Raw genomic sequence first — 25,061 nt, forward strand, 5'->3', positions numbered from 1 at the left:
GCTTCCATCGTCGCTTACAGCCCCAGGTACTGCTCGAGTTCGAACGGGGTGACCTGGCTGCGGTAGTTCTCCCACTCCCGCCACTTGTTGCGCAGGAAGTAGTCGAAAACGTGCTCACCGAGGGTTTCGGCGACGAGTTCGGACTTCTCCATCTCGCGCAGCGCGATGTCGAGATCGGTGGGCAGTTCGCGGTAACCCATCGCCCGGCGCTCGGCCGAGGTCAGCGACCACACGTCGTCCTCGGCCTCGGGTGCCAGCTCGTAGCCCTTCTCGATACCGCGCAGACCGGCGGCGAGCAGCACAGCGAAGGTCAGATAGGGGTTGCACGCCGAGTCGGGGGTGCGGATCTCCACGCGCCGCGAGGACGCCTTGTTCGGCGTGTACATCGGCACTCGCACGAGTGCGGATCGGTTCGACGGCCCCCAGCACGCGGCGGTGGGCGCCTCTCCCCCGTGCACCAGGCGCTTGTACGAGTTGACCCACTGGTTGGTGACAGCACTGATCTCGTTGGAGTGCTCGAGGACGCCGGCGATGAACGCCTTGCCCGTCGCCGAGAGCTGCAGCGGATCGTCGGGGTCGTGGAAGGCGTTGGTCTCGCCCTCGAACAGCGACATGTGGGTGTGCATCGCCGAGCCCGCATAGTCGCGGAAGGGCTTGGGCATGAAAGTGGCCCGCACGCCTTCCTGCATGGCGATCTCCTTGACCACATAGCGGAAGGTCATGACGTTGTCGGCCATCGAGAGCGCATCGGCGTAACGCAGGTCGATCTCCTGCTGACCCGGCGCGGTCTCGTGATGGCTGAACTCGACGGAGATACCCATCGATTCGAGGGCGTCGATTGCGTGGCGCCGGAAGTGGGGAGCCGAGCGGTGCACCGACTGGTCGAAGTAGCCGCCGATGTCGGCGGGTACCGGGGCGCCCCCTTCGGGGCCGTCCTCGACGAGGAAGAACTCGATCTCCGGATGCACGTAGCAGCTGAAGCCGAGATCGGAGGCCTTGTTGAGCTGACGTCGCAGCACGTGGCGGGGATCGGCCCAGCTCGGGGTGCCGCCGGGCATCGTGATGTCGCAGAACATCCGAGCCGAGTACTGGTGTCCCCGGTCGTCGACCCAGGGCAGCACCTGGAAGGTCGTGGCGTCTGGGCGCGCGACCATGTCGGCTTCGGAGATCCGGGAGAACCCCTCGATGGCCGAGCCGTCGAATCCGATGCCTTCTTCGAAAGCCCCTTCGAGTTCGGCCGGCGCGATCGCCACCGACTTGAGGGTGCCGACGACGTCGGTGAACCACAGACGCACGAACCGAATGTCGCGCTCTTCGAGGGTGCGGAGCACGAACTCCTTCTGGCGATCCATACCCGCGAGACTAGGCACTAACCGTTAATTCCGTGTTACATCGGCAGGCTCGTCCGATGGCGTGTCGCTCACAGCTGTCGCCTAGCGGCAGTAAGGATCGCCGGTGGGGACCGCGAGATCGACGAGATAGCTGGTCACAGCGGTGTCCACGCACTCGTTCCCGTCCAGCACGACGGTGTGCTGAGTTCCCTCGAAGGTCACCAGAATACCGCCGAGCGCGTCGGCGAGTTCGACCCCCGCGTCGTACGGAGTCGCGGGATCGCCGGTCGTCGACACCACGAGGACGGGCGGCAGGTCGCGCACGTCGGGAGTATGCGGGTCACCGGTGGCCGGGACCGGCCAGAAGGCACACACGTCCAGCGCAGAAGCTCCGGTTCCGCGACCGTCGTCGAGGAAGGGTGCGGCCACGCGGAATCGTGTGTCGAGTTCGTCGGCGAGCGCACGGTCCGTCACCGGCTGGTCGTCGACGCAACGGATCGCATTGAAGGCGTCGGTGATGTTGCTGTAGGTGCCGTCCTCGTCGCGCCCTTCGTAAAGGTCGGCAAGTCGCAGCAGGGTGTCGCCCGTGCCGCTGCTCGCCAGCGATTCCAGCCCGCCTCGCAGGGAACCCCACAGGCTCGGCGAGTACAACCCCTGCTGCACGCCGGTAATCGCGTCGCCGTGGCTCAACCTACGCGGGTCGGTGGTGGGGGCCGGCGCCTCGATCAGCGGATCGACCAGCTCGCGGAACCGAGCGGCTGCCCTCGCCGGGTCGTCCCCGAGCGGGCAACCGTCGTACTGCGCGCAGTACGCGGCGAACTCGTCGAACGCCTTCTGGAAGCCTTCTGCCTGCAGGATGATCTCCTCGACCGGGTCCTGCTCCGGATCGATCGCGCCGTCGAGCACCATCGCCCGCACCCGTCCGGGGAAGGCCTCTGCATAGAGGGTGCCCAGGCGGGTTCCGTACGAGTAACCGAGATAGTTCAGCGCGTCGTCGCCGAGGACGCCGCGGAGGATGTCCATGTCCTGCACGACCTCACGCGTCCCGACGTGAGCGAGGACGTCGACCCCGGTGCGCTCGGCGCACAGTTGCGCGTATTCGCGATTGCGCTTCTCCGTCGCTGCGATGCCCTCGGGACTCGTGTCCCCGTCGTCGAATGCCCGGTCGGCGTCGGCCTCCGCGTCCGTGCGGCACCGGACGGCCGGTTCGGACGCCCCGACTCCCCTGGGGTCGAATCCGACGACGTCGAACCGGTCACCGATGGTCGTTCCGTCGGCGGTGAGCGCCGTGGCCAGCCCTGAGGCACCCGGCCCGCCCGGGTTGACCAGGAGCGAGCCGATCCGGTCCTCGCTCGCCGGCATCCGCGAGACGGCGAGGGTGATCACCTCCCCGTCCGGGTCGGCGTAGTCGAGCGGCACCGTGATGCGGGCGCACTGCGCCCCGTTTCGGTCGAGATAGGGACCGTCGATGCCGTATCCGCTGCACGACTCCCACGCGACGCTCTGCCCGTAGAACTGTTCGAGCCCGGGCACGACCCCCACCGTCGAGGGCCCGGATTCGTCAGCGGTGGAATCACCGCACCCTGCGAGCACGACCGCGGTCGCGATCACGGGGACGGACAGACGGCGCAGACGCGTACGAGCAGGCAGGGGCACGTCTCGATCGTCCCACGCGCACCGAAGAGGCTTGCGATGTGACCAATTGCACTGCTAGGCGCACTTCTACAGCCAGACGGGGGTGGCAGACTGAGACAGTCATCACCCGACCCGGGGACCCCGAGGGCCTCGAGGAAGAAAGGGACAGTGATGTCCGACAACGTGACGTCGGTATACGGTGGCGCCGCTTCGGCTGCGGCCCCTGCCGACACTCCCAAGCGCAAGACGCGAGTCCATCATCTGCAGGCGATGAAAGCCGAAGGCCGCCGCTGGGCAGAGCTGACCGCCTACGACTACTCCTCCGCCCGCATCTTCGAGGAGGCGGGTATCCCCGTGCTGCTCGTGGGCGATTCTGCAGCGAACGTCGTCTACGGCTACGACACCACCGTGCCGGTGACCGTCGACGAGCTGCTTCCGCTCGTCCGTGGCGTCGTGCGCGGTGCCCCGCACGCGCTCGTCATCGCCGATCTGCCGTTCGGCAGTTACGAGGCGTCGCCGGAGCAGGCGCTCGCGACCGCTGTGCGGTTCATGAAGGAAGGCGGCGCGCACGCCGTCAAACTCGAGGGTGGCGAGCGGATCGCACCGCAGATCGCGGCGATCACGGCAGCCGGCATCCCGGTGCAGGCGCACATCGGTTTCACCCCGCAGTCCGTGAACACGCTCGGCGGGTTCCGGGTGCAGGGCCGCGGTGACGGCGCCGAGCAGCTCGTCGCCGATGCCATCGCAGTCCAGGAGGCCGGCGCGTTCTCGGTCGTGATGGAGATGGTTCCGGCCGACCTCGCCGGTCAGGTCACGCGCAAGCTGAGCATCCCGACGGTGGGCATCGGCGCAGGCAACGAGTGTGATGCCCAGGTCCTCGTCTGGCAGGACATGGCCGGATACACCAGCGGCAAGACCGCAAAGTTCGTCAAGAAGTTCGGGCAGGTCGGCGACGAATTGCGCCGTGCCGCCACACAGTACGCAGCCGAGGTTTCGCAGGGCACCTTCCCGGGGCCCGAGCACTCCTTCTGACGTTCACGCAGGCGGGCACCGACCGGCGAGTCCGGGTGGTGCCCGTCCTTCGTCGGGGCGCGCCTCACCCCGGCATGCCCGTCACGCCGTGCCATCGGTAAAATCGAGGTAATGAGCCACCCTTGGCATGCCATCGACACCGGTGACACCCTTACCCGGCTCGAGAGCCGCGATACCGGACTGACCGGCGCCGAAGCGGCTCACCGGCTACGCCTGTACGGCCCCAACACGCTTCCGGCTCCCCGTTCGGATCGCTGGTGGTGGCGACTGCTGCGGCAGTTCCACAACGTCCTGCTGTACGTGATGATGGCCTCCGCTGCCGTCACCGCATTCCTCGGGCATTGGATCGACACCGCCGTCCTCCTCGGCGCGGTGGTCGTGAACGCCCTCATCGGTTTCGTCCAGGAAGGCCGCGCAGCCTCCGCGCTCGACTCGATCCGCGCCATGCTCGCGCCGCGAACCCGGGTGTACCGCGACGGGCGAATCGTCGAGATTCCCGCGGCCGAACTCGTTCCGGGTGATGTGGTGCGTCTGGTTTCGGGCGACCGGGTGCCCGCCGACCTGCGGGTTCTGAATTCTCGCGAGTTGCGCATCGACGAGTCCGCGCTGACGGGTGAATCCGTTCCCGTCGCCAAGACGGCCGAGCCGGTCGATGCCGAGAGCGAACTGGGCGACCGCCGATCGGCGTGTTTCGCGGGCACCGTCGCAGTCTTCGGGCAGGGCGACGGCGTCGTGATCGCCACGGGATCCGACACCGAACTCGGGCGCATCAACACGCTCCTGTCGGGCGTCGACCGGGCGGCCACGCCACTGCTCGAGCAGATCGGCCGCTTCGGACGGTGGCTCGCCGCAGTCATCCTGGCGGTCTCCGCCCTGACGTTCGTGCTCGGAATCGTGTGGCGTGGCGAGAGCCCGTCGGAGATGTTCACCCTGGTGGTGGCTTTGGCCGCGTCCGCGATTCCCGAGGGCCTTCCGGCGGTGATGACGGTCGCTCTCTCGCTCGGTGTCCAGCGGATGGCGCGGCGCAACGCGGTGATCCGGCGCCTTCCCGCCGTCGAGACTCTGGGTTCGGTGACAGTGATCTGTTCCGACAAGACCGGCACGCTGACCCGCAACGAGATGACGGTGCAGAAGCTGGTGTGCGCACATCGCACCGTCGAGGTGGGCGGGGTCGGGTACGCACCGGTCGGCGCGATCACGACTGCGGAGAGCGGGGAACCCGTCGATGCGGCTGCCGATCCGGCGCTCGCACTGGCCGTCCGTGCCGGTGTCCTGTGCAACGACACACGAGTCATCGAGGACGACGGTGTGTGGGGGGTTCACGGCAACCCCACCGAGGCGGCACTCGTCGTGCTCGGCCGCAAGGCCGGCCTGCCCCCCGAAACCGCCCACTCGCGGTGGCCCCGCCTCGACGTCGTCCCCTTCGAGTCCGAACACAAGTTCATGGCGACGCTGCACCCCCACGACGACGGTCGGCGGGAACGGATACTGCTCAAGGGGGCGCCGGAGCGCGTCCTCGTCGCCTGCACCGGTCAGCTCGGGGCCGACGGCGAGGTACAGCCCGTCGACGAGGCCTACTGGAGCAGGCGGGCCGACGAGATCGCGGCCCAGGGCCTGCGCGTACTGGCACTCGCCTTCCGTGATCGCGAACCGGAAGGCGGCGCACTGATCTTCGAGGCCGCCCGTCACGACTTCACGATGCTCGCCCTGGTCGGCATCATCGATCCGCCGCGAGAGGAGGCGGTCACGGCGGTGCGCGAATGCCACCGCGCCGGAATCACCGTGAAGATGATCACCGGCGACCATGCCGCGACCGCGGCCGAGATCGGTGCCCAGATGGGCCTCGGTACCGGATCACGACCGATGACCGGCGCCGAGATCGAGGACCTCGACGATGCAGCGCTGCGACGGGTGGTCGCGGAGACCGACATATTCGCGCGGACCAGTCCCGAGCACAAGCTCCGCCTCGTCCGCGCCCTGCAGGCGAACGGGCACGTGGTCGCCATGACCGGTGACGGGGTCAACGACGCTCCGGCGCTCGCCCGCGCCGACGTCGGGGTGGCGATGGGCAAGGGCGGGACCGAAGCCGCGAAGGAAGCAGCCGATGTGGTTCTCGCGGACGACAACTTCGCGAGTATCGCGGCCGCGGTGCGCGAAGGTCGTGGCGTCTACGACAACCTGAAGAAGTTCATCCTCTTCATGCTGCCCACCAATGGTGGCGAGGCGCTGGTGGTCATCGCCGCGATCCTCTTCCAGCTCACCTTGCCGCTCACACCCGCGCAGGTGTTGTGGATCAACCTCGCCACCGTGAGCACACTCGGTCTTGCGCTCGCATTCGAACCCACCGAGAAGTCGGTCATGCTCCGGCCGCCGCGACCCCCCGAGGAGTCGCTGCTCTCCCGCCTTTTCGTCTGGCGGGTGGCGATGGTGTCGGTCCTGATGATGGTGGGCTCGCTCGGGTTGTTCCTGTGGGAGCTCGAGCGTGGAGCGCCGGTGGACGTGGCGCGCACGCTCGCGGTGAACGCGATCGTCGTGGCGGAGATGTTCTATCTGATCAACAGCCGGCGCATCCATACCTCGGTCCTGAGCCGTGACGGACTGTTCGGGAATCGCTACGTTCTGGGCGCGATCACGGCGTGCGCTGCGCTGCAGCTGCTCTTCACGTACGCCCCGTTCATGCAGGCGATCTTCGGCTCCGCAGCGATCTCGTGGGCGGACTGGGGCAAGGTGCTCGCCGCAGGAGCGTTGGTGTTCGTCGTCGCGGAGTTCGAGAAGTGGGTGGTCCGGCGACTGCGTCCGGCACCGACGTCCTGACCGATCGGAGTCCGTGCGCGGATCGATGGCAGACTCGACCGCGACCGACCGTCGACCCGTGAGGTGTCCATGCAGATCCGCTTCAGTCTCGTTCCCGTCCTCGCCGTCGCGGTGGCAGGTGCCCTCGCAGGGTGTGCGCCGGCCCAGGAACCGGCACCGACCGGGACCTCCACCGACTCCACAGCGACGGGCTCGGCGTCACCCGCGCCGTCCTCTCCGGAGCTCGGAGCCGGTGGCTTCACCGAAGCGCAGACTGCCGATCTGTGTGCTCGCCTCGAAGGACAGTTGTCGAACTGGCGCACCTACACCCCCTCCGTCGGGCGGGGCGGACTCAACATCCTCGTCGGTGAATGGGGTGCGGCGAACGGTGTCGATCTCGTCGTTCTCGCGGGTGACCGGGGGCGGGTGGACGCGGCTACCGCCGCGCAGTGCCCGGAGGTACGCGAAGAAGCGGTGCAGGCGCTCGACATCCCCGACCTCGCCTCGGGTCTCGTCGGGTTCTGATCCGTGGAGCGACGCGAACTGTATCCGCCGGTCGAGCCTCACGCCACGGGCATGCTCGACGTCGGCGACGGCCAGCAGCTGTATTGGGAGGTCAGCGGCAATCCGCACGGCAAACCCGTGATTTTCCTCCACGGCGGCCCAGGTGGAGGCACCGCGCCGATGCACCGCCGCTTCTTCGACCCCGGCGCCTACCGGATCGTGCTCTTCGACCAGCGTGGGTGCGGCCGGTCGCGACCACACGTGGCAGACGGCGCGGATCTGTCGGTCAACACCACCGGTCATCTCGTCGCCGACATCGAACGGTTGCGCACCTTCCTCGGCGTGGACCGGTGGATGGTCTTCGGCGGGTCGTGGGGTTCGACCCTCGCACTCGCGTACGCACAGCGGCACCCGGACCGCGTCACCGAACTCGTTCTTCGCGGCATCTTCCTGTTACGCCGCAGCGAAATCGACTGGTACTACAACGGCGGTGCCGGACAGCTGTTCCCCGAAGCATGGGAAGACTTCTGCGCGCCGCTCGCCGACTCCGCACCGGACGAACATCCCGTGGACAGCTATCACCGCCTACTGCATTCCACCGATCCGGATATCGCGCTGAAGGCTGCCATCGCGTGGTCCACCTGGGAAGGCGCCACAAGTGCTCTGTTGCCGAATCCCGAGCGCGTCGCGGAGACGGCCGAACCCCGTTTCGCGCTGGCCTTCGCGCGTATCGAGAACCACTATTTCCACCACCGTGGCTTCCTCGACGAGGGCGCGCTGCTACGCGATGCGCATTTGCTGCGCGACATTCCGGGGGTGATCGTGCAGGGCCGCTACGACGTGGTGTGCCCGGCGCGCAGCGCCCGCGACCTGCACGAGGCATGGCCGTCCTCCCGGCTGCACATCGTGGACGATGCCGGACACGCGGCGAGCGAACCGGGGATCGTCCACCGGCTCGTCGAAGCCACCGACGAGTTCCGCTGACACGGATCAGCCGGGCAGCCGCCCGAACCCGACCACCGCGTCGTCACCGGACAGATCGAGTTCGTGGACCCGGATCCTGCCCATTTCGTTGCCGCCCACGGTGATCGCGGAATCACCGTCGACGGAGACGACGATGTTCGTGTGCTCACGCTGACCGAGGCCCATGCGGTTGTGGTAGAGCACCACATCGCCGACCGCCGGGCGATATCCCGACCCGGCGGGCTCGTACCGCTCGGTCTGCTCGTAGTACTCCTGCAGGGTGTACACACCGGGGATACGCCAATGCCCCGAGTGTGGATTCGACAGCGGCACACCGGCTTCCCGCATGATCCAGCTCACGAAGTCGGCACACCAGGGTTCGCGGACACCTTCCGAGTAGTGCGTTCCGGGGTGTTGCTCCTGGTGTTGCTTCTCGAGCAGTTCGACGATCCGCACCTGCGTCGGCGACAAAGCCGCAGTGTCGATCTCGGGAAAAGGTGCACTGTCCCACGGAAACAACCGGCTCGGCAGGATCCACCACACGAGAACGCCGACCGCCACGCACAGCGTGGCCGTTACAGCGAGAAGAGCGGCAACCGGTCGTCGTCGCCGCGTGGTCTCACCGGTCATGGTCGAACCGGATCTTGCGGGCCTGTGGGTCGACCAGGGTGAGCCGCACCGGGACAGTGGCACCTTCCTCGGGCGCCCCGCCGCACGGGCCGATCAGTGCTGCCGGCCGGACCGCACCCGGCAGCGGGCTCAGCCGTTTCGCCAGTCGTCGTCGGCGGCGTCGGCCGCCTTGTTGCGTTCTGCAGCGATCTGCAGTGCGCGTCGGGCGGTTTCCCGGTCCGGGTAGGGACCCATGCGGTTGAGGGCATGAGGGTCCTTGCCCTGGGAGACCTTCCCCGTGCTCACGTCGTAGTACCAGCCGTCGTCGCTCATGGTCTCAGTGTGCCCGAAGGTCGTCCCGCGCGCGGCCGACCCGTGAGCGGTCGTGGCACGGTACCCTCGGGCCGCACGAATGTGCGAGACGACAGAACCAAGGAGCCTGCATGTCCTACATCCTCTACGACGCGTTGCTGCCCTGGCTGGGTCAGGAGGCGGCTTCCTACTGGGCGCACCTGCTGGTCATCTATCCGATCTGATACCGGAGCGGTAGCCCGTGGCGGGATCGGGATCGGGACAAGGGCCGGGCGAACGAGCCGGCCTGTAAGCCGGATCCTGTCCCCCGCCGAAACGGGGTGGCGACCATCCATCTGGGCACACCGTCGCCGGGTACCTCGAGCGGTTCACCCGCAGGCTCGGGCGAGCAGCCCTCGAACACCTGCGCAGCCGCACCGCGGGCGGTGCAGCCTTCAACCTTGCTCCGGGCGGGGTTTACCGAGCCGCCCCGGTCACCCGGGGCGCTGGTGCGCTCTTACCGCACCGTTTCACCCTTACCTGCCGTACGGCAGGCGGTCTGTTTTCTGTGGCACTGTCCCGCGAGTCACCTCGGGTTGCCGTTAGCAACCGCCCTGCTCTGTGGAGTCCGGACTTTCCTCGATTCAGGGCCTGGCACCATCCGGTACCGGTTCCCTGCTCCGCGGCCGCCCGGCCGACTCGTTCGCTCGAACAGACTATCCCGCGCCATGTCGGTGCCGCCAACTACGGTGCCACCATGACCCGATATGTGGCTCTGCTGCGCGGAATCAACGTGGGCGGCATCCGGATCCGGATGGCCGACCTGAAAGAGGTCTTCGAAGCTCTCGGCTTCGAGAACGTCCGCACCGTGCTCGCCTCCGGCAACGTGCTCTTCGACGCCGACGACGAACCCGCCGTCGCGAAGGCGAGGATCGAGGACGCACTGACCGAGCGGTTCGGCTACGAGGCCTACACGTTCGTCCTCGAGCAGTCCTCCCTCGGACGGGTCGTCGAGGCCTACCCTTTCGACGCCACCCATGCCGACCGGCATTCGTACGTGGTGTTCGTGTCCGACCCCGCCGTGCTCGAACCGCTCGCCGCCCTGTCGGGCGATCTCGATCCGGACGTCGAGTGCATCGAGCAGGGCCGGGCCGTCCTCTACTGGCAGGTCGCGAAGGGCTCGACGCTCGACAGCGCCGTGGGGAAGCAGACAGGTTCGGCCCGCTACAAGGCGACGACGACCGTCCGGAATCTCAACACACTGCAAAAGCTGGTGTGACGCCGACGGGTCACTCACCGGCCGATTCTTTCCGGGTCCATTGCGGTTGCGTGCGACCTGCAGGTAGCGTCCGCTCATCGCTGTTCGTTTCGTCCGAAAGGCTCCGGGATGCGTAGAAGCACTGGCATGCTGGCCACGATCGTCGCGGCTGCACTCCTCGCTACCGCACCGGAGGTGGCGATCGCCGATTCGGAGACCGACTTCTACACTCCCCCAATGTCGTTCGACGCGGCATCCCCTGGCGACGTGCTGCGCACCGCACCGTCCGTCGCTGCCGTCGTCCCGAACACCCCGGCAGCCCTCGACGCGCAGGTCACCCGCGTGATGTACCGCAGCACGAACGCCACCGGAGGACCGGTCGCCACCGTCGGCACCGTGCTCGTCCCGTCGCAACCGTGGAACGGGCCCGGACCCCGGCCCACCGTCGTACTCGGTCCGGGCACCCAGGGCATGGGCGACCAGTGCGCGCCTTCGAAGCTCATGACCTTCGGACAGGAGTACGAGTACATCCACATCGGCCCCATGCTCGCGCGCGGCTACGCCGTCGCGGTCACCGACTACGAAGGTCTCGGAACACCCGGCGTGCACCCCTACCTCAACCGCGAGTCGCAGGGCCGCGCGATGCTCGATCTCGCCCGCGCCACACGATCGCTCGAGGATCTCGGGGTCGCAGCAGACGGTCCGCTCGCCTTCTGGGGATATTCGCAGGGCGGGATGGCGTCGGCTTCCGCCGCCGAACTGGCCTCGTCGTACGCCCCCGAACTGTCGGTAGCGGGGGCTGTAGCGGGATCACCTCCCGCCGACCTCGGCGACCTTGCCGTGGCAGGCGACGGATCACTGCTCTCCGGCGGGATCGGCTGGGTGGTCGACGGTTTCGTCGCCGCCTACCCCGAGCACGCGCCGGCGATGCTGGCGGCGTTCAACCCCGCCGGACTCGACATCCTCCGCCGAGCCGAAACTGCGTGCGTCTACGACGCCTTCTCGTTGAATCCGTTCGGACAGACCACGATGTACACGATCGACGGACGGCCCATCGTGGAGCACCTCGACAGCGAACCGTGGGCGTCGCTGGTCGCCGAGCAGCAACTCGGCAACCGCACCCCCTCGATGCCGGTCTTCGTCGCGCAGAGCACGGGCGACGACTTCGTCCTCGTCCAGGGTGTCGACACCATGGTGGACAAATGGTGCGCAAGCGGAGCCGATGTCACCTACCGCCGCTACGACCTACCGCCGGTACTCACCAAAACCGGAACAGGCCACCTCGCAGGGATGTTCCCTGCCCTGGCGGAAGGTCTCGACTGGCTCGATCGCCGGTTCGCCGGGGAAGAAACCGCGCCCGGCTGCGCCCGCTGAGATCGGGCCGGAAAAACCTCTCGGCAACGGTGTAACGCCTGTCGCGCCGCCCCGATAGAAGTGGTGAGTGGCCGCGCCGGCAAACCCCCGACATGTCTGCGCGGCCACTTTTCGTTTCGGTCGCTGCGCCGCTACAGGTGCGAGGTGTCGTTCACGAGCCGCACCGACGACCCGCCGTCCGGGTAGAACTCGGCGATGCTGAGCGACGCCAGATCCAGATGCAGGCGATACAACAGCGCCGGACCCGAGTCGAGCGCCATCTGCAGGAACGTCTTGATCGGCGTGACGTGCGAGACGACGAGCACGGTGGAACCTGCGTAATCGGTCAGCAGGTCGTCGCGCACCGCGGCGATCCGTTTGGCCACCTCGTCGAAACTCTCACCGTTCGGGGGTCGCACGGAGGTGTCGCCGAGCCATCGCCGGTGCACCTCGGGATCCCTGCGCGCAGCCTCGGCAAAGGTGAGGCCCTCCCAGTCACCGAAATCCGTCTCGATGAGCCCGTCGTGCACCGTGACGGGAAGATCGAGAGCGTCGGCGGCCGCGGCTGCTGTTTCGCGTGCGCGGCCCAGCGGCGAGGACAGGACAGCCGAGATTCCCCCGCGCGCACCGAGACGCTGAGCCGCCGCGACCGCCTGGTCGCGGCCGAGTTCGGTCAGCTCCGGGTTACCCCGCCCCGAATAGCGACGCTCGACGGACAGGGTGGTCTGCCCGTGACGCAGCAGCAACAGCCGGGCCGGCGCTCCGACCGCACCGGTCCAGCCGGGAGAGGCCGGAACGGCAGGATCCGGTACGGAAGTCGCTTCGGTTCCTGGGCTCGTGCCGACAGCAGGCGGCGGCTCCGTGCCGGCCACCGTATCCAGCGGCGCCTGTGCCGCAGCGTCCATCGCGGCGTTCGCCAGGCGGTCGGCGTATGCATTCTCCGCTCGCGGGATCCATGTGAAGTCGACGCTGCGGAACCTGCCGGCCAGTTCGCGTGCCTGCGCGGCCAGCGGGATCATGTCCGGATGCTTGACCTGCCATCGCCCGCTCATCTGCTCGACGACGAGCTTGGAATCCATGCGGACGTGCACCGCGTCGGCACCGAGTTCCGCGGCGGCGGCGAGACCGGCGATCAGGCCCTTGTACTCGGCCACATTGTTCGTCGCGCGCCCGATGCTCGCATGCCGTTCGGCGAGGACGGTCCGATGATCGACGTCGAAGACCACGGCACCGTAACCGGCGGGTCCGGGATTCCCGCGGGATCCGCCGTCGGCTTCGACGACGACCGTCGTCACAGGCCGGATTCCTTGGTACGCACCAGGATAGCGTTGCACTCGGGGCATCGGACGAGCAGATCGGCAGGCGCGGCCGCGATCCTGGCGATCTCGCCACGGTCCAGTTCGAGACGGCACGCGCCGCAGCGGCGACCCTGCAACAGCGCGGCACCGATGCCGGACTTCTCACGCTGCTTCTCGTAGGTCGTCACCAGATCGTCGGGGAACACCGCGAGCAGCGCCTCACGATCGCTGCGGCATCGCTGCTCGGCCACCTCGATGTCGGCGATGGCTTCGTCGCGAGCACGGGTGGCATCGCCGAGTTGGTCGTCGACCTGCGATACCTGCGCACCGGCATGATCGTGGTCGGCCTTCGACGCCTCCCGGCGCTCCATGACCTCGAGCAGGTCGTCCTCGAGGGCTGCCTGACGACGTTCGAGGCTGGTGAGCTCGTGCTGCAGCTCGGTGAGCTGCTTGGCTCCCACCGAGCCGCTCTCGAGCATCGAACGATCGCGAGCCGCGCGCAGACGAACCGCCTCGATCTCTCCTTCGAGCTTGCGAATGTCCCGGTCGAGGTCGTCGAGAATGATCTCGACGGCCACCGCGGCATCCTTCCGCGAGTTGCGCTCGGTCTGCAGGCGGTCCACCTCCTGCTGTTCGGGCAGTGTCCGACGGCGGTGCGCGAGCCGGTTCAGCTCCGCGTCCACGGCGGCGAGGGACAGCAGCTTTGCCTGCACGGTGGGTTCGACGTTCACTCGGGTGGTTCCTGCTTTCGGGGATCTGTCGGGTGGGCCGGGAGCCGGCTGCCACTCGGGACGTGTCGTAGCTGATTACCGTACCGCGCCCGCCGCAGTCGTCCAGGGATCGGTACGCAACTCACTGACTCGCGCGTGCCAGCCGTCGCGGTCGCCGAAAGCAGCATCGAGGACATCGCGGGCCTGCGCACACCACGGATACTCGCTCGCCCAGTGCGCAACGTCCACCAGCGCGGGCCCCCCGGTGCGCAGGTGCTCGTCGGCGGGATGATGCCGCAGGTCGGCGGTGACGTAGACGTCGACCCCCTGCGCCGCAGCGAGGCCGAGGAACGAATCGCCGGATCCGCCGCACACGGCCACGGTCCGCACGGGCCGTTCGGGGTCACCTGCTCCCCGCACGCCCCATTCGGTCGGCGGCAGCGCGGCGGCCACGTCGGCGGTGAACTCCCGCAGGGTCCGGGTCTGAGGCAGCTCCCCCACCCGTCCCAGCCCCCGATCACTCGGCAGCTCGGCGAGTTCGATGATGTCGAAGGCCGGTTCCTCGTACGGATGCGCGTCGCGCAGGGCTGCGAGCACTGCGGCCCGGGAGCGGCGCGGTGCGATCACCTCGATGCGGTCCTCGGCGACGCGTTCGAGGTCCCCGACCGACCCGACCGCCGGGTCGGCACCGTCCACCGGGCGGAACTGACCGGTGCCCGAGGTGGTCCAGCAGCATTCCCGGTAGTTGCCGAGCGCGCCCGCACCCGCAGCGAACAATCCCGCACGCACCGTCTCGGCGGCGTCGGCGGGCACCATGACAACCCACTTGTCGGTCGCCGGCTCGGGCTTGGCCTCGAGCGGTCGCAGCCCCGTCAGGCCGAGCGCGCCGGCGAGCGCATCCGAGACACCGGGGTTGGCCCGGTCGGCGTTGGTGTGCGCGGTGAACAGGGCGCAGCCACCGCGGATGAGGCGGTGGATCAACGCACCCTTGGGGGTGTGCGCGCCGACGGTGTCCACGCCTCGGAGCAACAACGGATGGTGCACGAGCAGCAGTTGCGCACCCCACTCGAGTGCCTCGTCGACGACGGCTGCGGTTGCGTCCACGGCCAGCAGCACCTTGCGCACGGGTTCGTCCGGGTCGCCCGCCACCAACCCCACCGAATCCCAGCTCTCGGCGAGCGAGGGCGGGTAAGAAGCCTCGAGAACCTCGATCACCTCACGCAGCGTCGCCGCGGTCACCTGTCCACCTCCAGCCGATCGGATCCTTCTTTCCGCACGACCCTACGCGGCGGGACACCCGACGAGCGGACAGAATGGGCGGGTGACCGTTCTTGCCCCCACCCAGCCGCTCGTGCTCCCAGCTCCCGTCGTGCTGTTCGATCTCGACGGCACCCTCACCGACTCCGCGACCGGGGTGATCAACGGGTTTCGCCACGCTGCCCAAACCACCGGTTTCGAGGTGCCGGCAGGCGACCTCGAATGGCTGTTGGGGCCGCCCATGCGCGACACCCTTCAGGGTCTCGGCCTCGACGAACCGCGGGTCGCTGCTGCGCTCGCCGCCTACAAGGAGTACTACTCCACCACCGGGTGGGCCGAGAATGCGGTCTTCGACGGCATCGACTCCGTGCTCGACGCGGTGCGGGGAGCCGGTAGCCGCCTGGCCGTCGCCACGTCGAAGTCCCAGACGTTCGCCGAGCGGATTCTCCGCCACTTCGGTCTGGCCGAATACTTCGAGTTCATAGGTGGTGCCAGCGACGACGGTGCTCGTCGGCACAAGGCCGAGGTCGTCGCGCACAGCCTCGCCGCGCTCGGGATCGATCCTCGGGAGACCGCAGCCGGCGGCACCACCGGAGTGGTGATGGTGGGCGACCGCGAACACGACATCCACGGGGCGGGACGTTTCGGTATCCCGACGATCTTCGTCGAATGGGGTTACGGGACCGCAACCGAGGGTCGTGCGGCAGCGCTCACGGCCGCGTCCGTCGAAGAGCTGGGCGAGGTGCTGACCGGTGGACGCTGACGACCGATTCCATGTGAGCTTCGTGTGCACGGGGAACATCTGCCGGTCCCCCATGGCCGAGAAGATCTTCGCGGAGCATGTGCGGAGGGAGGGGCTCGACGACCGAATCCGGGTCAGCAGCGCCGGAACCCACGGCTGGCATATCGGAGCCGAAGCGGACCCGCGCACCGATGCGGTGCTGCAGCGGCACGGCTATCCCACCGGACACCGGGCCGCGAAACTCGGGCCGGAGCACCTGTCGGCCGATCTCCTCGTCGCTATGACGACGACGCACGAGCGGGCGCTCGCCCATCTCGGGGTCCCGTCGGAACGTCGGGTTCTGCTGCGATCGTTCGATCCGGAGGCCGACGACGAGTCGGTACCCGACCCCTATTACGGATCGCTCGCGGAGTTCGAGCAGGTCCGTGAGCAGATCGAAGCGGCAATCCCCGGCCTGCTGGAACGGGTGCGCCGACAGTGAGACGCACCTCACCGGCTACCGTGGTTCTGTGCGCCGATTGACATTTCTCCTACGCCCCGGGTGGTTGGTCCTGGCGCTGGTGGTCGTCGGCTTCGCATATGCGTGCTTCACGGTCCTCGCGCCCTGGCAGCTCGGCAAGAACACGAGCACCGAGGACCGCAACGGTCGCATTGCGGCGTCGATGGCGCAGGACCCGGTTCCCGTCGCCGACCTGCTCGGTGGCGACGGACCGACGATCGAGCAGGAATGGCGCCGTGTCGTCGCGCAGGGCACCTATCTCCAGGACTCGGATGTGCTCGTCCGCCTGCGCAGTGTCGATTCGCAACCGGCCTACGAGGTGCTGACTCCCTTCGCGCTCGACTCCGGCGGAACGATCCTGGTCAACCGCGGTTACGTGCGGCCCGTCCGCGGCACGGAGGTCCCGGAGATCCCTCCCGCGCCGTCCGGGAACGTCACGCTCGACGCCCGCATCCGGATGTCCGAGGGCACGGTCCCCGGCAAGGATCCGTTCTACGACGCCGGCTATCAGCAGGTGTACTTCATCGACGCCCCGCAGGTCGCGGCGATGACGGGTCTCGAACTCGAGGACGTCTACCTCCAGCTCGACGCCGATCAACCGGGCGGTCTCGGTGTCATCTCCCTTCCCCAGCTCGACGCCGGCCCGTATCTGTCGTACGGCCTGCAATGGCTGGCGTTCGGGATCATGGCCCCGCTCGGCCTCGGTTATTTCGTGTGGGCGGAGATACGGGAGCGGCGGAAGGCCAAGACCGCCGCGCAAGGAGACGACGACGCGACCGGAACTCCGGTCGAGGCGGCCCCGCGTTCCGCGAGCGAAAAACTCGCCGACCGATACGGCCGGCCGCGGTGATGCCACCGGCCACTCTTCCCCGATTCGAGGAGTCCCCGATGTACGCGACCGTCGACGACTATCTGGCCGACAAGGACCCGGCCGCCGTCGACGTGTTCCAGCGGGCACGCGCGATGATCCTCGCCCTCGGCGACGATGTCGCCGAGCAGGTGCATGCCTCCGAGATCTCCTGGTCGCGCGGACACGTCTTCGCGGCGGCGTTCGTGTACTCCTCGCGCCTGGAAGTGGCGCTGGATCTACCCAAGCGTGTTCACCACCCCACGCTGCGAGAGGCCTTCCCGCAGAAGGGAACGGTCACGACGCACAGGTTGAGTGTCGCGTCCGCCGACGAACTCGACGAACACTTCGTCGCCTTGCTGGACATCGCGTACCGCACCGCGGCCGAACCCCGCTGAGCGGGGACGGACCCACCCGCTTTCGGATGCGACGGAAAGCGCCCGTCCGCTCCCCTATCGGAGTTACGCTGGCAGGCTGATCAGATGCGTGCCCCGGGCACCTTCTCGCCCGAGAGGAGACCGCCGATGGCCGATACTCCCGACCCGGGTAAACCGCAGCCCGGCTTCTACCCCGATCCGTCCGGAGTGATGCGCTGGTGGGACGGAAATTCCTGGACGGAGCACGTTCAAGGGGGCGCTCCCCCTCCGCCCGGGCCGCCCGCCCGGAAGTCGCACGCTGTGCGCAACATCCTCCTCGCCATCCTCGCGGTGTTCATTCTGGCCGTCGGTGGATGCTTTGCATTCCTCTCCATCACCGCCAATGAGGTGAACGAGGCCATCGAATCGGTCGAGGCCGACGATGCGGCTCCCGGCGGCGCGGACAACCCGCTCACGATCGTCGAGGGCCAGCCATTCGAGGTTTCGGGCTTCCAGTACGCGGCGGGCTGGACTGTCACGGAAGATCCGTTCGGTGACGCCACCGTCGAGGGACTGAAGGTCACCAACGCTCGCGAGTCGAATGATGCCGCACTGGTCGAGATCAAGTTCATGCAGGGTAACGAGGTCGTGGCCCTGGTCAATTGCACGACGGAACAGATCCCGGTGGGCCAGACGACCACCCTGAACTGCGTGAGCGTCGACGACTTCCCGGCGAACTACGACCGGATCACGATCAACGACACCTTCTGACAGGTGGAGGGATTCGTGTGGATCCGACCCCGCTGAGCGAGGTCGGATCCACCGAGATCTCGAGACGACAGTGTGGGCGCGGAGGGTTTCGAACCCCCGACCGCTGGTGTGTAAAACCAGAGCTCTACCACTGAGCTACACGCCCGGAAGCCGGCGGCAGATGCCGCCGACCTCGCATCAGGACTTTAGCGCGGCGAGCGCTCTCGCCCAAGCTCCCTGGTCACGGGCCTCTCCGGGCTGGTTCTCCTCGGCGAATCGCACGATGCCGTCCTTGTCGATGACGAACGTGCCGCGGTTCGCGAACCCGAACTTCTCGTTGAACACGCCGTAGGCCTGCGCGACCTCACCGTGGGGCCAGAAGTCGGACAGCAGCGGGAAGGTGTAGCCCTGTTCCGCCGCCCAGATCTTGTGGGTCGGCGACGGGCCGACGGAGACGGCGAGGATCGCGGTGTCGTCGTTCTCGTAAGTGGGCAGGTCGTCACGGACGGCGCACAGCTCGCCCTGACACACACCGGTGAACGCGAGGGGGTAGAACACCAGGAGCACGTTCTTGTGGCCCTTGAAGCTCGACAGGGTCACTTCCTGGTTGTTCTGGTCCTTGAGGGTGAAATCGGGGGCTTCGGCGCCCACGGCGATCGGCATGCGTGTGAATCCTTCGTCGATGGGGCGGATCAGCGGCGGGGACGCCCGGCCTTCGGCTGGACGAGACGGCTACCGATCCAGTCCCCGAGGTTGGTGGCAGTGGTCTGGGTGAGACCGGCCGTGGTGGCCGATTCGGCGATCTCGCTGGGCTCCACATGATCGGGACGACCGGTCTTGGGAGTCAGCACCCACACGACGCCCTCGTCCGCGAGGGGTCCGATCGCGTCCATGAGGGTGTCCACGAGGTCGCCGTCGCTGTCGCGCCACCACAGCAGCACGATGTCGACGACCTCGTCGGACTCCTCGTCGAGCAGCTCGGTACCGGTGACCTCTTCGATCGCAGCCCGCAATTCGTCGTCGGTATCCTCGTCCCAACCGAGTTCCTGCACCACGTGGTCGTGAGTGATACCGAGCTTGGAAACGTAGTTCTTGGCATCCGCCGCGGCGACCACGGTGGCTCCTCCTAACGGTTGTGGCGCGCGAAGCGGCTCCGCGTACCGGTGTGACGAGCAATTGGTCAAAGCGAACATCGTCGAGAGGCTCAACGCAACCCGAATCGCTGGGAAAAGCGGGAGAATCTTTCCTGAAGGACCTTTTGCGCCACCCCACGAGGTACTCCATTGTGTCCCGACGGCCGGACCGAGGGGTGATCCTCACTTCCCGATGGGGGAAGATGAGGGGTGCATCATGTTCAGATGTCGATTGCGTCGGCTCCCACAAGAGCCGGCCGACGGAGAGGGCGCTCCACCTGCGCGCCCACCACGATGAGGAGCAGACGTTGACAGACCTGATCCACGGATCCGACTCCCCGGAAAGCGCCACACAGGGCGCGTCGGGCGCGGATTCCTCGGCCAAGCCGGCATCGACCAAGGACAACCGTGTCCGGGTGATCCGCGAGGGCGTGGCCTCCTACCTGCCGGATATCGACCCGGGAGAAACCGAAGAGTGGCTCGAGTCGTTCGACGGGATGCTCGAGGCAGCGGGTCCGACCCGCGCCCGCTACCTTCTTCTGCGCATGCTCGAGCGTGCGAACGAGCGTAAGGTCTCCCTCCCCGCCCTGACCTCCACCGACTACGTCAACACCATCCCGACCGAGAGCGAACCGTGGTTCCCCGGTGACGAGGAGGTCGAGCGCCGATTCCGCGCGTACATCCGGTGGAATGCGGCGATCATGGTGACCCGTGCGCAGCGACCGGGCGTCGGGGTCGGTGGCCACATCTCCACCTATGCGTCGTCCGCGGCGTTGTACGAGGTCGGCTTCAACCACTTCTTCCGCGGCAAGGACCACCCCGGCGGCGGCGACCAGGTCTTCATTCAGGGCCACGCCTCCCCCGGCATCTACGCGCGTGCCTTCCTCGAAGGCCGCCTCGACGAAGCGCAACTCGACGGTTTCCGTCAGGAGCACAGCCACGCTTCGCTCGGTGGCGGTCTGCCGTCGTACCCGCATCCGCGCCTGCTCCCGAACTTCTGGGAGTACCCCACGGTGTCCATGGGCCTGGGCCCGATGAACGCGATCTACCAGGCTCGGTTCAACCACTATCTGCACGACCGCGGCATCAAGGACACCTCCGACCAGCACGTCTGGGCGTTCCTGGGTGACGGCGAGATGGACGAGCCCGAATCGCGTGGCCTGCTGCACGTCGCGGCCACCGAGGGACTGGACAACCTGACCTTCGTCGTCAACTGCAACCTGCAGCGTCTCGACGGCCCGGTGCGCGGTAACGGCAAGATCATCCAGGAACTCGAGTCGTTCTTCCGCGGCGCCGGCTGGAACGTCATCAAGGTCGTGTGGGGCCGCGAGTGGGACGCACTGCTGCACGCCGACAAGGACGGCGCGCTGGTCAACCTCATGAACGTCACCCCCGACGGCGACTACCAGACATACAAGGCGAACGACGGCGCGTTCGTACGCGAGCATTTCTTCGGCCGCGACCCCCGGACGAAGGAACTGGTCAAGGATCTGTCCGATCAGGACATCTGGAACCTCAAGCGTGGCGGGCACGACTACCGCAAGATCTACGCGGCGTACAAGGCCGCGATGGAGCACAAGGGCCAGCCGACGGTGATCCTCGCGCACACCATCAAGGGCTACACGCTCGGTAAGCACTTCGAGGGCCGCAACGCGACCCACCAGATGAAGAAGCTCACCCTCGAGGATCTCAAGTACTTCCGCGATGTTCAGCGGATCCCGATCTCGGATGCCGAGCTCGAGAAGGATCCGAAGTTGCCGCCCTACTATCACCCCGGTTTCGAGTCACCCGAGATCCAGTACATGCTCGAGCGTCGCCGATCGCTGGGCGGTTTCCTGCCGGAACGGCGCACGACCGCCAAGCCTCTGCAGTTGCCTCCGGAGAAGACCTACGACGTCATCCGCAAGGGTTCGGGCAAGCAGGACGTCGCGACCACGATGGCGACCGTGCGCGTGCTCAAGGAACTGCTGCGCGACAAAGAGATCGGCAAGCGCATCGTGCCGATCATCCCGGACGAGGCCCGCACCTTCGGCATGGACTCGTGGTTCCCGTCGCTGAAGATCTACAACCGCAACGGCCAGCTGTACACGTCTGTGGACGCCGAACTCATGCTCGCCTACAAGGAGAGCGACGCCGGCCAGATCCTGCACGAGGGCATCAACGAGGCCGGTTCGACGGCGTCGTTCACCGCTGTCGGCACCTCGTATGCGACACACGGTGAGCCGATGATCCCCGTGTACATCTTCTACTCGATGTTCGGTTTCCAGCGCACGGGCGACGGCCTGTGGGCGGCCGCCGACCAGATGGCACGTGGTTTCCTCCTCGGCGCCACCGCGGGGCGCACCACGTTGACCGGCGAGGGTCTGCAGCACGCCGACGGGCATTCGCAGTTGCTCGCGTCGACGAACCCCGCTGTGGTCACCTACGACCCGGCGTTCTCGTACGAGATCGCCCACATCTTCCGTGACGGCCTGCGGCGGATGTACGGCGGCACCGAAGGTGTGGAGGGCTTCGGCGGCGAGGACATCTTCTACTACATCACCGTGTACAACGAGCCCTATGCTCAGCCAGCCGAGCCGGAGGGTCTCGATGTCGATGGCCTGCTGCGCGGCATCTACCTGTACAAGCGGGGCTCGGACACCGGACCGAAGGCCCAGATCCTGGTTTCGGGCGTGATGATGCCCGAGGCGTTGCGCGCACAGCGGATGCTCGCCGACGAGTGGGGCGTCTCGGCCGACGTCTGGTCCGTCACCTCGTGGGGCGAGCTGCGCCGTGACGGCGTCGAGTGCGACCGGCAGGCGCTTCTGCACCCCGGTGACGAGGCTCCCGTGCCCTACGTCGCGTCGGTACTCAACGACGCGGCGGGTCCGTTCGTCGCGGTGTCCGACTGGATGCGTGCGGTGCCCGATCAGATCCGCAAGTGGGTGCCCGGCGACTACACGGTGCTCGGCGCCGACGGATTCGGTTTCTCCGACACCCGTACGGCAGCGCGTCGCGTGTTCAATATCGACGCCGAGTCGACGGTGGTCGCGGTGCTCGCAGCGTTGGGCCGCGAAGGTGCCCTCGACGGCGACAAGGCCGCCGAAGCTGCCCGCACCTATCGGATCGACGACGTGACGGCAGCACCGGTGTCCCTGGCGGATCCGGGCGTCGCCTGATCCGCCCTCCGCTCACGTCCGAAGTGGCGTGACGGCCGGATCGCGACCGCCGGGTACTTTCGTCCCATGGTCGACGACCCGCAACTTCACCGGACCGGGCAGGTACCGGGCGTTCCCAGAGAACGCCCGGTACCTCCTTCCCGTCCCGAGCGAGCACCCCTGCCCGACGCGCTCCTCCGCCGGGTCAAGCAGTTCTCGGGGCGACTGTCCACCGAAGCCGTGCACGTCATGCAGGAGCAATTGCCCTTCTTCGCCGACCTCGACGCGTCGCAACGTTCGACGGTGCAATTGGTGATCCAGACGTCGGTGGTCGATTTCCTCGAGTGGGTGCGCAATCCCGACAGCGACCTGCAGTTCAGCCTCGACGCCTTCCAGATGATCCCGCAGGACCTGGCGCGGCGGTTGACCCTGCGGCAGACCGTGGACATGGTCCGTGCGGCGATGGAGTTCTTCGAGCAGTGGCTTCCTGCTCTGGCCCGCAACGAGGAACAACTCGTGGCGCTGACCGAGGCGATCCTGCGCTACGGCCGGGAACTGGGATTCGCTGCGGCAGCTGTCTACGCAAGTGCCGCAGAGTCCCGGGGCGCGTGGGACACCCGACTCGAAGCCCTGGTGGTCGACGCAGTGGTCCGCGGGGACACGGGGCCCGACATGCAGTCCCGCGCTGCGACCCTCAACTGGGACGCCACTGCGCCTGCGACGGTCATCGTGGGTACACCCCCTCCCGACCAGGGAGTTTCGGTGATCACCACCGTGCACACCGTCGCCCAGGAGCACGGTCGCGCCGCTCTTGCGGTGGTGCAGGGTGAACGACTGGTGATGGTGGTGAGCGGCGACCTGCACGGTTCGGCGGATGCCGCGAATTTCCGCACCGAGCTGATGCGCGCATTCTCGGACGACCCGGTGGTCATCGGCCCGACCACACCGACGCTGGCGACCGCGCACATCTCCGCGGTCGAAGCGCTCGCCGGCATGGAGGCCGTGGTGGGGTGGCCCGGGGCCCCGCGTCCGGTGCATGCCGCGGAGTTGCTGCCCGAGCGCGCCCTGCTCGGCGATCCCGGTGCGATCGCCGCGCTCGAGGACTTCGTCGTCGCCCCGCTCGCGGCTGCCGGACCGTCCCTCGCCGACACTCTGGACGCATACCTCGACAGTGGAGGCGCTGTCGAGACCTGCGCCCGGAAGCTGTTTGTTCATCCAAATACCGTGCGGTATCGATTGAAGCGAATCACAGAGGTGACGGGTCGAGATCCTACAAATCCACGCGACGCGTACGTGCTGCGAATCGCGGCCACGGTCGGTCGTCTGGCACGAAGTCATCACGAATTGAGATCTCCCGTACCACCTGTCACTAGGTTCACAATTCGCGAATCGGACACGTAACGTCCCGGAGCCTGACTCCGATAGCGCCGGGCGACGTGCAGATTTGTAGGAACCCTACAAATTGGCGGGCCAGCTTTCATCGCTACCGACATCTCGCAGGGGTACGTTTCCGGTGTTCCCTGGTGGTCGTGATTTCGCTGCTTGCCCCCGGTCAGGGGTCTCAGACACCCGGAATGCTCGCCCCGTGGCTCGAGCAGTCCGGAGCACGCGACCGCATCGATCAGTGGTCGCAGACAGCGGGCCTCGACCTCGCGCGACTCGGCACGACGGCTACCGCCGACGAGATCACCGACACCGCGGTGACCCAGCCGCTCGTGGTGGCTGCTGCCCTTCTCGCGTTCGAGGATCTGGATCGACGCGGTCTCGTTCCTGCCGACACGATCGTCGCCGGACACTCGGTCGGCGAGCTCGCCGCAGCCGCCGTTGCAGGTGTCATCAGCGCCGACGACGCTGTCGCCCTCGCGGCGATCCGCGGCGCGGAGATGGCCCGAGCGTGTGCGCTCGAACCCACCGGAATGTCCGCCGTCCTCGGCGGAGCAGAAGACGAGGTGCTCGCGCGCCTCGCCGAGTTGGATCTGACCCCCGCGAACATGAACGCGGCGGGCCAGATCGTCGCAGCCGGGCGCGTCACCGCGCTCAAGGAACTCGCTGCGAACCCGCCCGAGAAGGCCCGAGTCCGGTCCTTGCCGGTCGCCGGCGCCTTCCACACCCGGTTCATGGCGCCGGCCCAGGACGCCGTGGCCGCCGCTGCGGCGAAGATCACTCCGGCCGACCCGAACCGCACGTTGCTGTCGAACTTCGACGGCAAGCCCGTCACCTCGGGGGCCGACGCGCTCGAACGTCTCGCAGCTCAGGTCACCCGTCCGGTCCGATGGGATCTGTGCACCACCTACCTGCGCGAATCTCAGGTGAGCCGGATCGTCGAGCTCCCGCCTGCCGGTACGCTCGTGGGCATCGCCAAGCGCGAGATGCGTGGTACGCCCACCGTCGCCCTCAAAACCCCCGCGGAGATCTCCGCTCTGGCCGAAAGTCTTCAACTCGGTTAGGTTGCTGCGCGCGCCGTCGCACAGCACGGGCACCTCACCGGGACCTCCCCGGACCCCGGTCGGAAACATTCGACCGGTTTCGAACGACATAGTCGACAGATCGAGAAGGGAGCCAC

24 protein-coding genes, 1 tRNA gene and 1 other RNA gene are annotated in these 25,061 nt (G+C 67.5%); 14 read left to right on the plus strand and 12 right to left on the minus strand.

Translation table 11 applies throughout. The features are described 5' to 3' along the window. Positions 1–14: 14 nt before the first annotated feature. Together ABZ789_RS15150 and ABZ789_RS15155 are read right to left on the minus strand one after the other, a co-directional pair. Positions 15–1,352: a glutamine synthetase family protein gene (locus ABZ789_RS15150; protein ID WP_358425002.1), complete on the minus strand. Its 1,338-nt coding sequence runs from the start codon at positions 1,350–1,352 to the stop codon at positions 15–17. Between the two features lie 81 nt (positions 1,353–1,433). Further along, positions 1,434–2,987, minus strand: coding sequence for an alpha/beta hydrolase (locus ABZ789_RS15155; RefSeq protein ID WP_358425004.1), 1,554 nt, complete (start codon positions 2,985–2,987; stop codon positions 1,434–1,436). Positions 2,988–3,137: 150 nt separating this feature from the next. Between ABZ789_RS15155 and panB the strand changes: the two genes are divergently transcribed. The 4 genes from panB to pip all read left to right on the plus strand — a co-directional run bounded on the left by panB (position 3,138) and on the right by pip (position 8,279). Then, positions 3,138–3,998 (plus strand): 3-methyl-2-oxobutanoate hydroxymethyltransferase, encoded by an 861-nt coding sequence (gene panB, locus ABZ789_RS15160; RefSeq protein WP_358425006.1) that lies wholly within the window; start codon positions 3,138–3,140, stop codon positions 3,996–3,998. 111 nt (positions 3,999–4,109) lie between these two features. Next, positions 4,110–6,812 (plus strand): cation-transporting P-type ATPase, encoded by a 2,703-nt coding sequence (locus ABZ789_RS15165; RefSeq protein ID WP_358425008.1) that lies wholly within the window; start codon positions 4,110–4,112, stop codon positions 6,810–6,812. A 69-nt stretch (positions 6,813–6,881) separates the two neighbouring features. Further along, the gene (locus tag ABZ789_RS15170) at positions 6,882–7,316 is read left to right on the plus strand and encodes a hypothetical protein (protein WP_358425010.1); all 435 of its coding nucleotides are present in this window, start codon (positions 6,882–6,884) and stop codon (positions 7,314–7,316) included. 3 nt (positions 7,317–7,319) lie between these two features. Further along, complete coding sequence (gene pip / locus ABZ789_RS15175; RefSeq protein ID WP_358425012.1) at positions 7,320–8,279, plus strand: prolyl aminopeptidase; 960 nt, start codon at positions 7,320–7,322, stop codon at positions 8,277–8,279. A gap of 6 nt (positions 8,280–8,285) precedes the next feature. On the opposite strand, the gene ABZ789_RS15180 is transcribed toward pip, so the two are convergent. The 4 genes from ABZ789_RS15180 to rnpB form a co-directional block, all read right to left on the minus strand. After that, positions 8,286–8,888: a CHAP domain-containing protein gene (locus ABZ789_RS15180; RefSeq protein ID WP_358425014.1), complete on the minus strand. Its 603-nt coding sequence runs from the start codon at positions 8,886–8,888 to the stop codon at positions 8,286–8,288. After that, complete coding sequence (locus ABZ789_RS15185) at positions 8,878–9,033, minus strand: hypothetical protein (RefSeq protein ID WP_358425230.1); 156 nt, start codon at positions 9,031–9,033, stop codon at positions 8,878–8,880. Before ABZ789_RS15185 ends, ABZ789_RS15180 begins: the two co-directional genes overlap by 11 nt. Continuing rightward, the gene (locus tag ABZ789_RS15190) at positions 9,018–9,200 is read right to left on the minus strand and encodes a hypothetical protein (RefSeq protein ID WP_358425016.1); all 183 of its coding nucleotides are present in this window, start codon (positions 9,198–9,200) and stop codon (positions 9,018–9,020) included. The genes ABZ789_RS15185 and ABZ789_RS15190 overlap by 16 nt, the downstream gene beginning before the upstream one ends. Positions 9,201–9,452: 252 nt before the next feature. Beyond that, positions 9,453–9,860: RNase P RNA component class A (rnpB, locus tag ABZ789_RS15195), an RNA gene on the minus strand. Between the two features lie 55 nt (positions 9,861–9,915). On the opposite strand from rnpB, the gene ABZ789_RS15200 reads away from it, so the two are divergent. Continuing rightward, positions 9,916–10,437, plus strand: a complete 522-nt coding sequence (locus tag ABZ789_RS15200; RefSeq protein WP_358425018.1) for a DUF1697 domain-containing protein — start codon at positions 9,916–9,918, stop codon at positions 10,435–10,437. 108 nt (positions 10,438–10,545) lie between these two features. Beyond that, positions 10,546–11,790 (plus strand): lipase family protein, encoded by a 1,245-nt coding sequence (locus tag ABZ789_RS15205; protein ID WP_358425020.1) that lies wholly within the window; start codon positions 10,546–10,548, stop codon positions 11,788–11,790. A 131-nt stretch (positions 11,791–11,921) separates the two neighbouring features. Here ABZ789_RS15205 and ABZ789_RS15210 read toward each other — a convergent pair whose 3' ends face one another. From ABZ789_RS15210 to ABZ789_RS15220, 3 genes are all read right to left on the minus strand, one after another. Beyond that, entirely contained in the window at positions 11,922–13,064 is a 1,143-nt protein-coding gene (locus ABZ789_RS15210) for a bifunctional RNase H/acid phosphatase (protein ID WP_358425022.1), read from the minus strand. After that, the gene (locus ABZ789_RS15215) at positions 13,061–13,798 is read right to left on the minus strand and encodes a C4-type zinc ribbon domain-containing protein (protein ID WP_358425024.1); all 738 of its coding nucleotides are present in this window, start codon (positions 13,796–13,798) and stop codon (positions 13,061–13,063) included. Before ABZ789_RS15215 ends, ABZ789_RS15210 begins: the two co-directional genes overlap by 4 nt. A gap of 75 nt (positions 13,799–13,873) precedes the next feature. Further along, positions 13,874–15,016 (minus strand): Nif3-like dinuclear metal center hexameric protein, encoded by a 1,143-nt coding sequence (locus ABZ789_RS15220; RefSeq protein ID WP_358425026.1) that lies wholly within the window; start codon positions 15,014–15,016, stop codon positions 13,874–13,876. Between the two features lie 82 nt (positions 15,017–15,098). Here ABZ789_RS15220 and ABZ789_RS15225 point away from each other — a divergent pair, with 82 nt between their 5' ends. The 5 genes from ABZ789_RS15225 (at position 15,099) to ABZ789_RS15245 (ending at position 18,249) form a co-directional block, all read left to right on the plus strand. Continuing rightward, positions 15,099–15,797: an HAD-IA family hydrolase gene (locus ABZ789_RS15225; RefSeq protein WP_358425028.1), complete on the plus strand. Its 699-nt coding sequence runs from the start codon at positions 15,099–15,101 to the stop codon at positions 15,795–15,797. Further along, the gene (locus ABZ789_RS15230) at positions 15,787–16,257 is read left to right on the plus strand and encodes a low molecular weight protein-tyrosine-phosphatase (protein ID WP_358425030.1); all 471 of its coding nucleotides are present in this window, start codon (positions 15,787–15,789) and stop codon (positions 16,255–16,257) included. The genes ABZ789_RS15225 and ABZ789_RS15230 overlap by 11 nt, the downstream gene beginning before the upstream one ends. A gap of 28 nt (positions 16,258–16,285) precedes the next feature. Continuing rightward, a complete protein-coding gene (locus ABZ789_RS15235; protein ID WP_358425032.1) occupies positions 16,286–17,125 on the plus strand; it encodes an SURF1 family protein in 840 nt (279 codons plus the stop codon). Between the two features lie 38 nt (positions 17,126–17,163). After that, the gene (locus ABZ789_RS15240) at positions 17,164–17,520 is read left to right on the plus strand and encodes a DUF5655 domain-containing protein (RefSeq protein ID WP_358425034.1); all 357 of its coding nucleotides are present in this window, start codon (positions 17,164–17,166) and stop codon (positions 17,518–17,520) included. A 126-nt stretch (positions 17,521–17,646) separates the two neighbouring features. Continuing rightward, entirely contained in the window at positions 17,647–18,249 is a 603-nt protein-coding gene (locus tag ABZ789_RS15245) for a DUF2510 domain-containing protein (protein ID WP_358425035.1), read from the plus strand. A gap of 73 nt (positions 18,250–18,322) precedes the next feature. Here the strand turns inward: ABZ789_RS15245 and ABZ789_RS15250 are convergent. The 3 genes from ABZ789_RS15250 to ABZ789_RS15260 all read right to left on the minus strand — a co-directional run bounded on the left by ABZ789_RS15250 (position 18,323) and on the right by ABZ789_RS15260 (position 19,343). Beyond that, positions 18,323–18,394, minus strand: a tRNA-Val gene (locus tag ABZ789_RS15250). Positions 18,395–18,426: 32 nt separating this feature from the next. After that, positions 18,427–18,891, minus strand: a complete 465-nt coding sequence (locus ABZ789_RS15255; protein WP_358425037.1) for a peroxiredoxin — start codon at positions 18,889–18,891, stop codon at positions 18,427–18,429. A gap of 29 nt (positions 18,892–18,920) precedes the next feature. Then, positions 18,921–19,343, minus strand: a complete 423-nt coding sequence (locus tag ABZ789_RS15260) for a DUF3052 domain-containing protein (RefSeq protein WP_358425039.1) — start codon at positions 19,341–19,343, stop codon at positions 18,921–18,923. 326 nt (positions 19,344–19,669) lie between these two features. Between ABZ789_RS15260 and aceE the strand changes: the two genes are divergently transcribed. From aceE to ABZ789_RS15275, 3 genes are all read left to right on the plus strand, one after another. Continuing rightward, positions 19,670–22,519, plus strand: a complete 2,850-nt coding sequence (gene aceE / locus ABZ789_RS15265) for a pyruvate dehydrogenase (acetyl-transferring), homodimeric type (RefSeq protein ID WP_358425041.1) — start codon at positions 19,670–19,672, stop codon at positions 22,517–22,519. 66 nt (positions 22,520–22,585) lie between these two features. After that, on the plus strand, positions 22,586–23,899 hold the full coding sequence (locus ABZ789_RS15270; protein ID WP_358425043.1) for a helix-turn-helix domain-containing protein: 1,314 nt from the start codon (positions 22,586–22,588) through the stop codon (positions 23,897–23,899). A gap of 128 nt (positions 23,900–24,027) precedes the next feature. After that, positions 24,028–24,945 carry an ACP S-malonyltransferase gene (locus ABZ789_RS15275; protein ID WP_358425045.1) on the plus strand — a complete coding sequence of 306 codons (918 nt, stop codon included), beginning with the start codon at positions 24,028–24,030 and terminating at the stop codon, positions 24,943–24,945. Positions 24,946–25,061 lie beyond the last annotated feature (116 nt).

The sequence above is a fragment of the Rhodococcus sp. NPDC047139 genome, from assembly GCF_040643435.1.
Lineage (GTDB): Bacteria > Actinomycetota > Actinomycetes > Mycobacteriales > Mycobacteriaceae > Rhodococcus.

Bases quoted from the DNA above. Each gene is read 5' to 3' on its own strand.
- ABZ789_RS15150 (WP_358425002.1), bottom strand. From the start codon at position 1,352: ATGGATCGCCAGAAGGAGTTCGTGCTCCGCACCCTCGAAGAGCGCGAC.
- panB (WP_358425006.1), top strand. From the start codon at position 3,138: ATGTCCGACAACGTGACGTCGGTATACGGTGGCGCCGCTTCGGCTGCG.
- ABZ789_RS15165 (WP_358425008.1), top strand. From the start codon at position 4,110: ATGAGCCACCCTTGGCATGCCATCGACACCGGTGACACCCTTACCCGG.
- ABZ789_RS15170 (WP_358425010.1), top strand. From the start codon at position 6,882: ATGCAGATCCGCTTCAGTCTCGTTCCCGTCCTCGCCGTCGCGGTGGCA.
- ABZ789_RS15180 (WP_358425014.1), bottom strand. From the start codon at position 8,888: ATGACCGGTGAGACCACGCGGCGACGACGACCGGTTGCCGCTCTTCTC.
- ABZ789_RS15190 (WP_358425016.1), bottom strand. From the start codon at position 9,200: ATGAGCGACGACGGCTGGTACTACGACGTGAGCACGGGGAAGGTCTCC.
- ABZ789_RS15200 (WP_358425018.1), top strand. From the start codon at position 9,916: ATGACCCGATATGTGGCTCTGCTGCGCGGAATCAACGTGGGCGGCATC.
- ABZ789_RS15205 (WP_358425020.1), top strand. From the start codon at position 10,546: ATGCGTAGAAGCACTGGCATGCTGGCCACGATCGTCGCGGCTGCACTC.
- ABZ789_RS15240 (WP_358425034.1), top strand. From the start codon at position 17,164: ATGTACGCGACCGTCGACGACTATCTGGCCGACAAGGACCCGGCCGCC.
- ABZ789_RS15245 (WP_358425035.1), top strand. From the start codon at position 17,647: ATGGCCGATACTCCCGACCCGGGTAAACCGCAGCCCGGCTTCTACCCC.
- ABZ789_RS15255 (WP_358425037.1), bottom strand. From the start codon at position 18,891: ATGCCGATCGCCGTGGGCGCCGAAGCCCCCGATTTCACCCTCAAGGAC.
- ABZ789_RS15270 (WP_358425043.1), top strand. From the start codon at position 22,586: ATGGTCGACGACCCGCAACTTCACCGGACCGGGCAGGTACCGGGCGTT.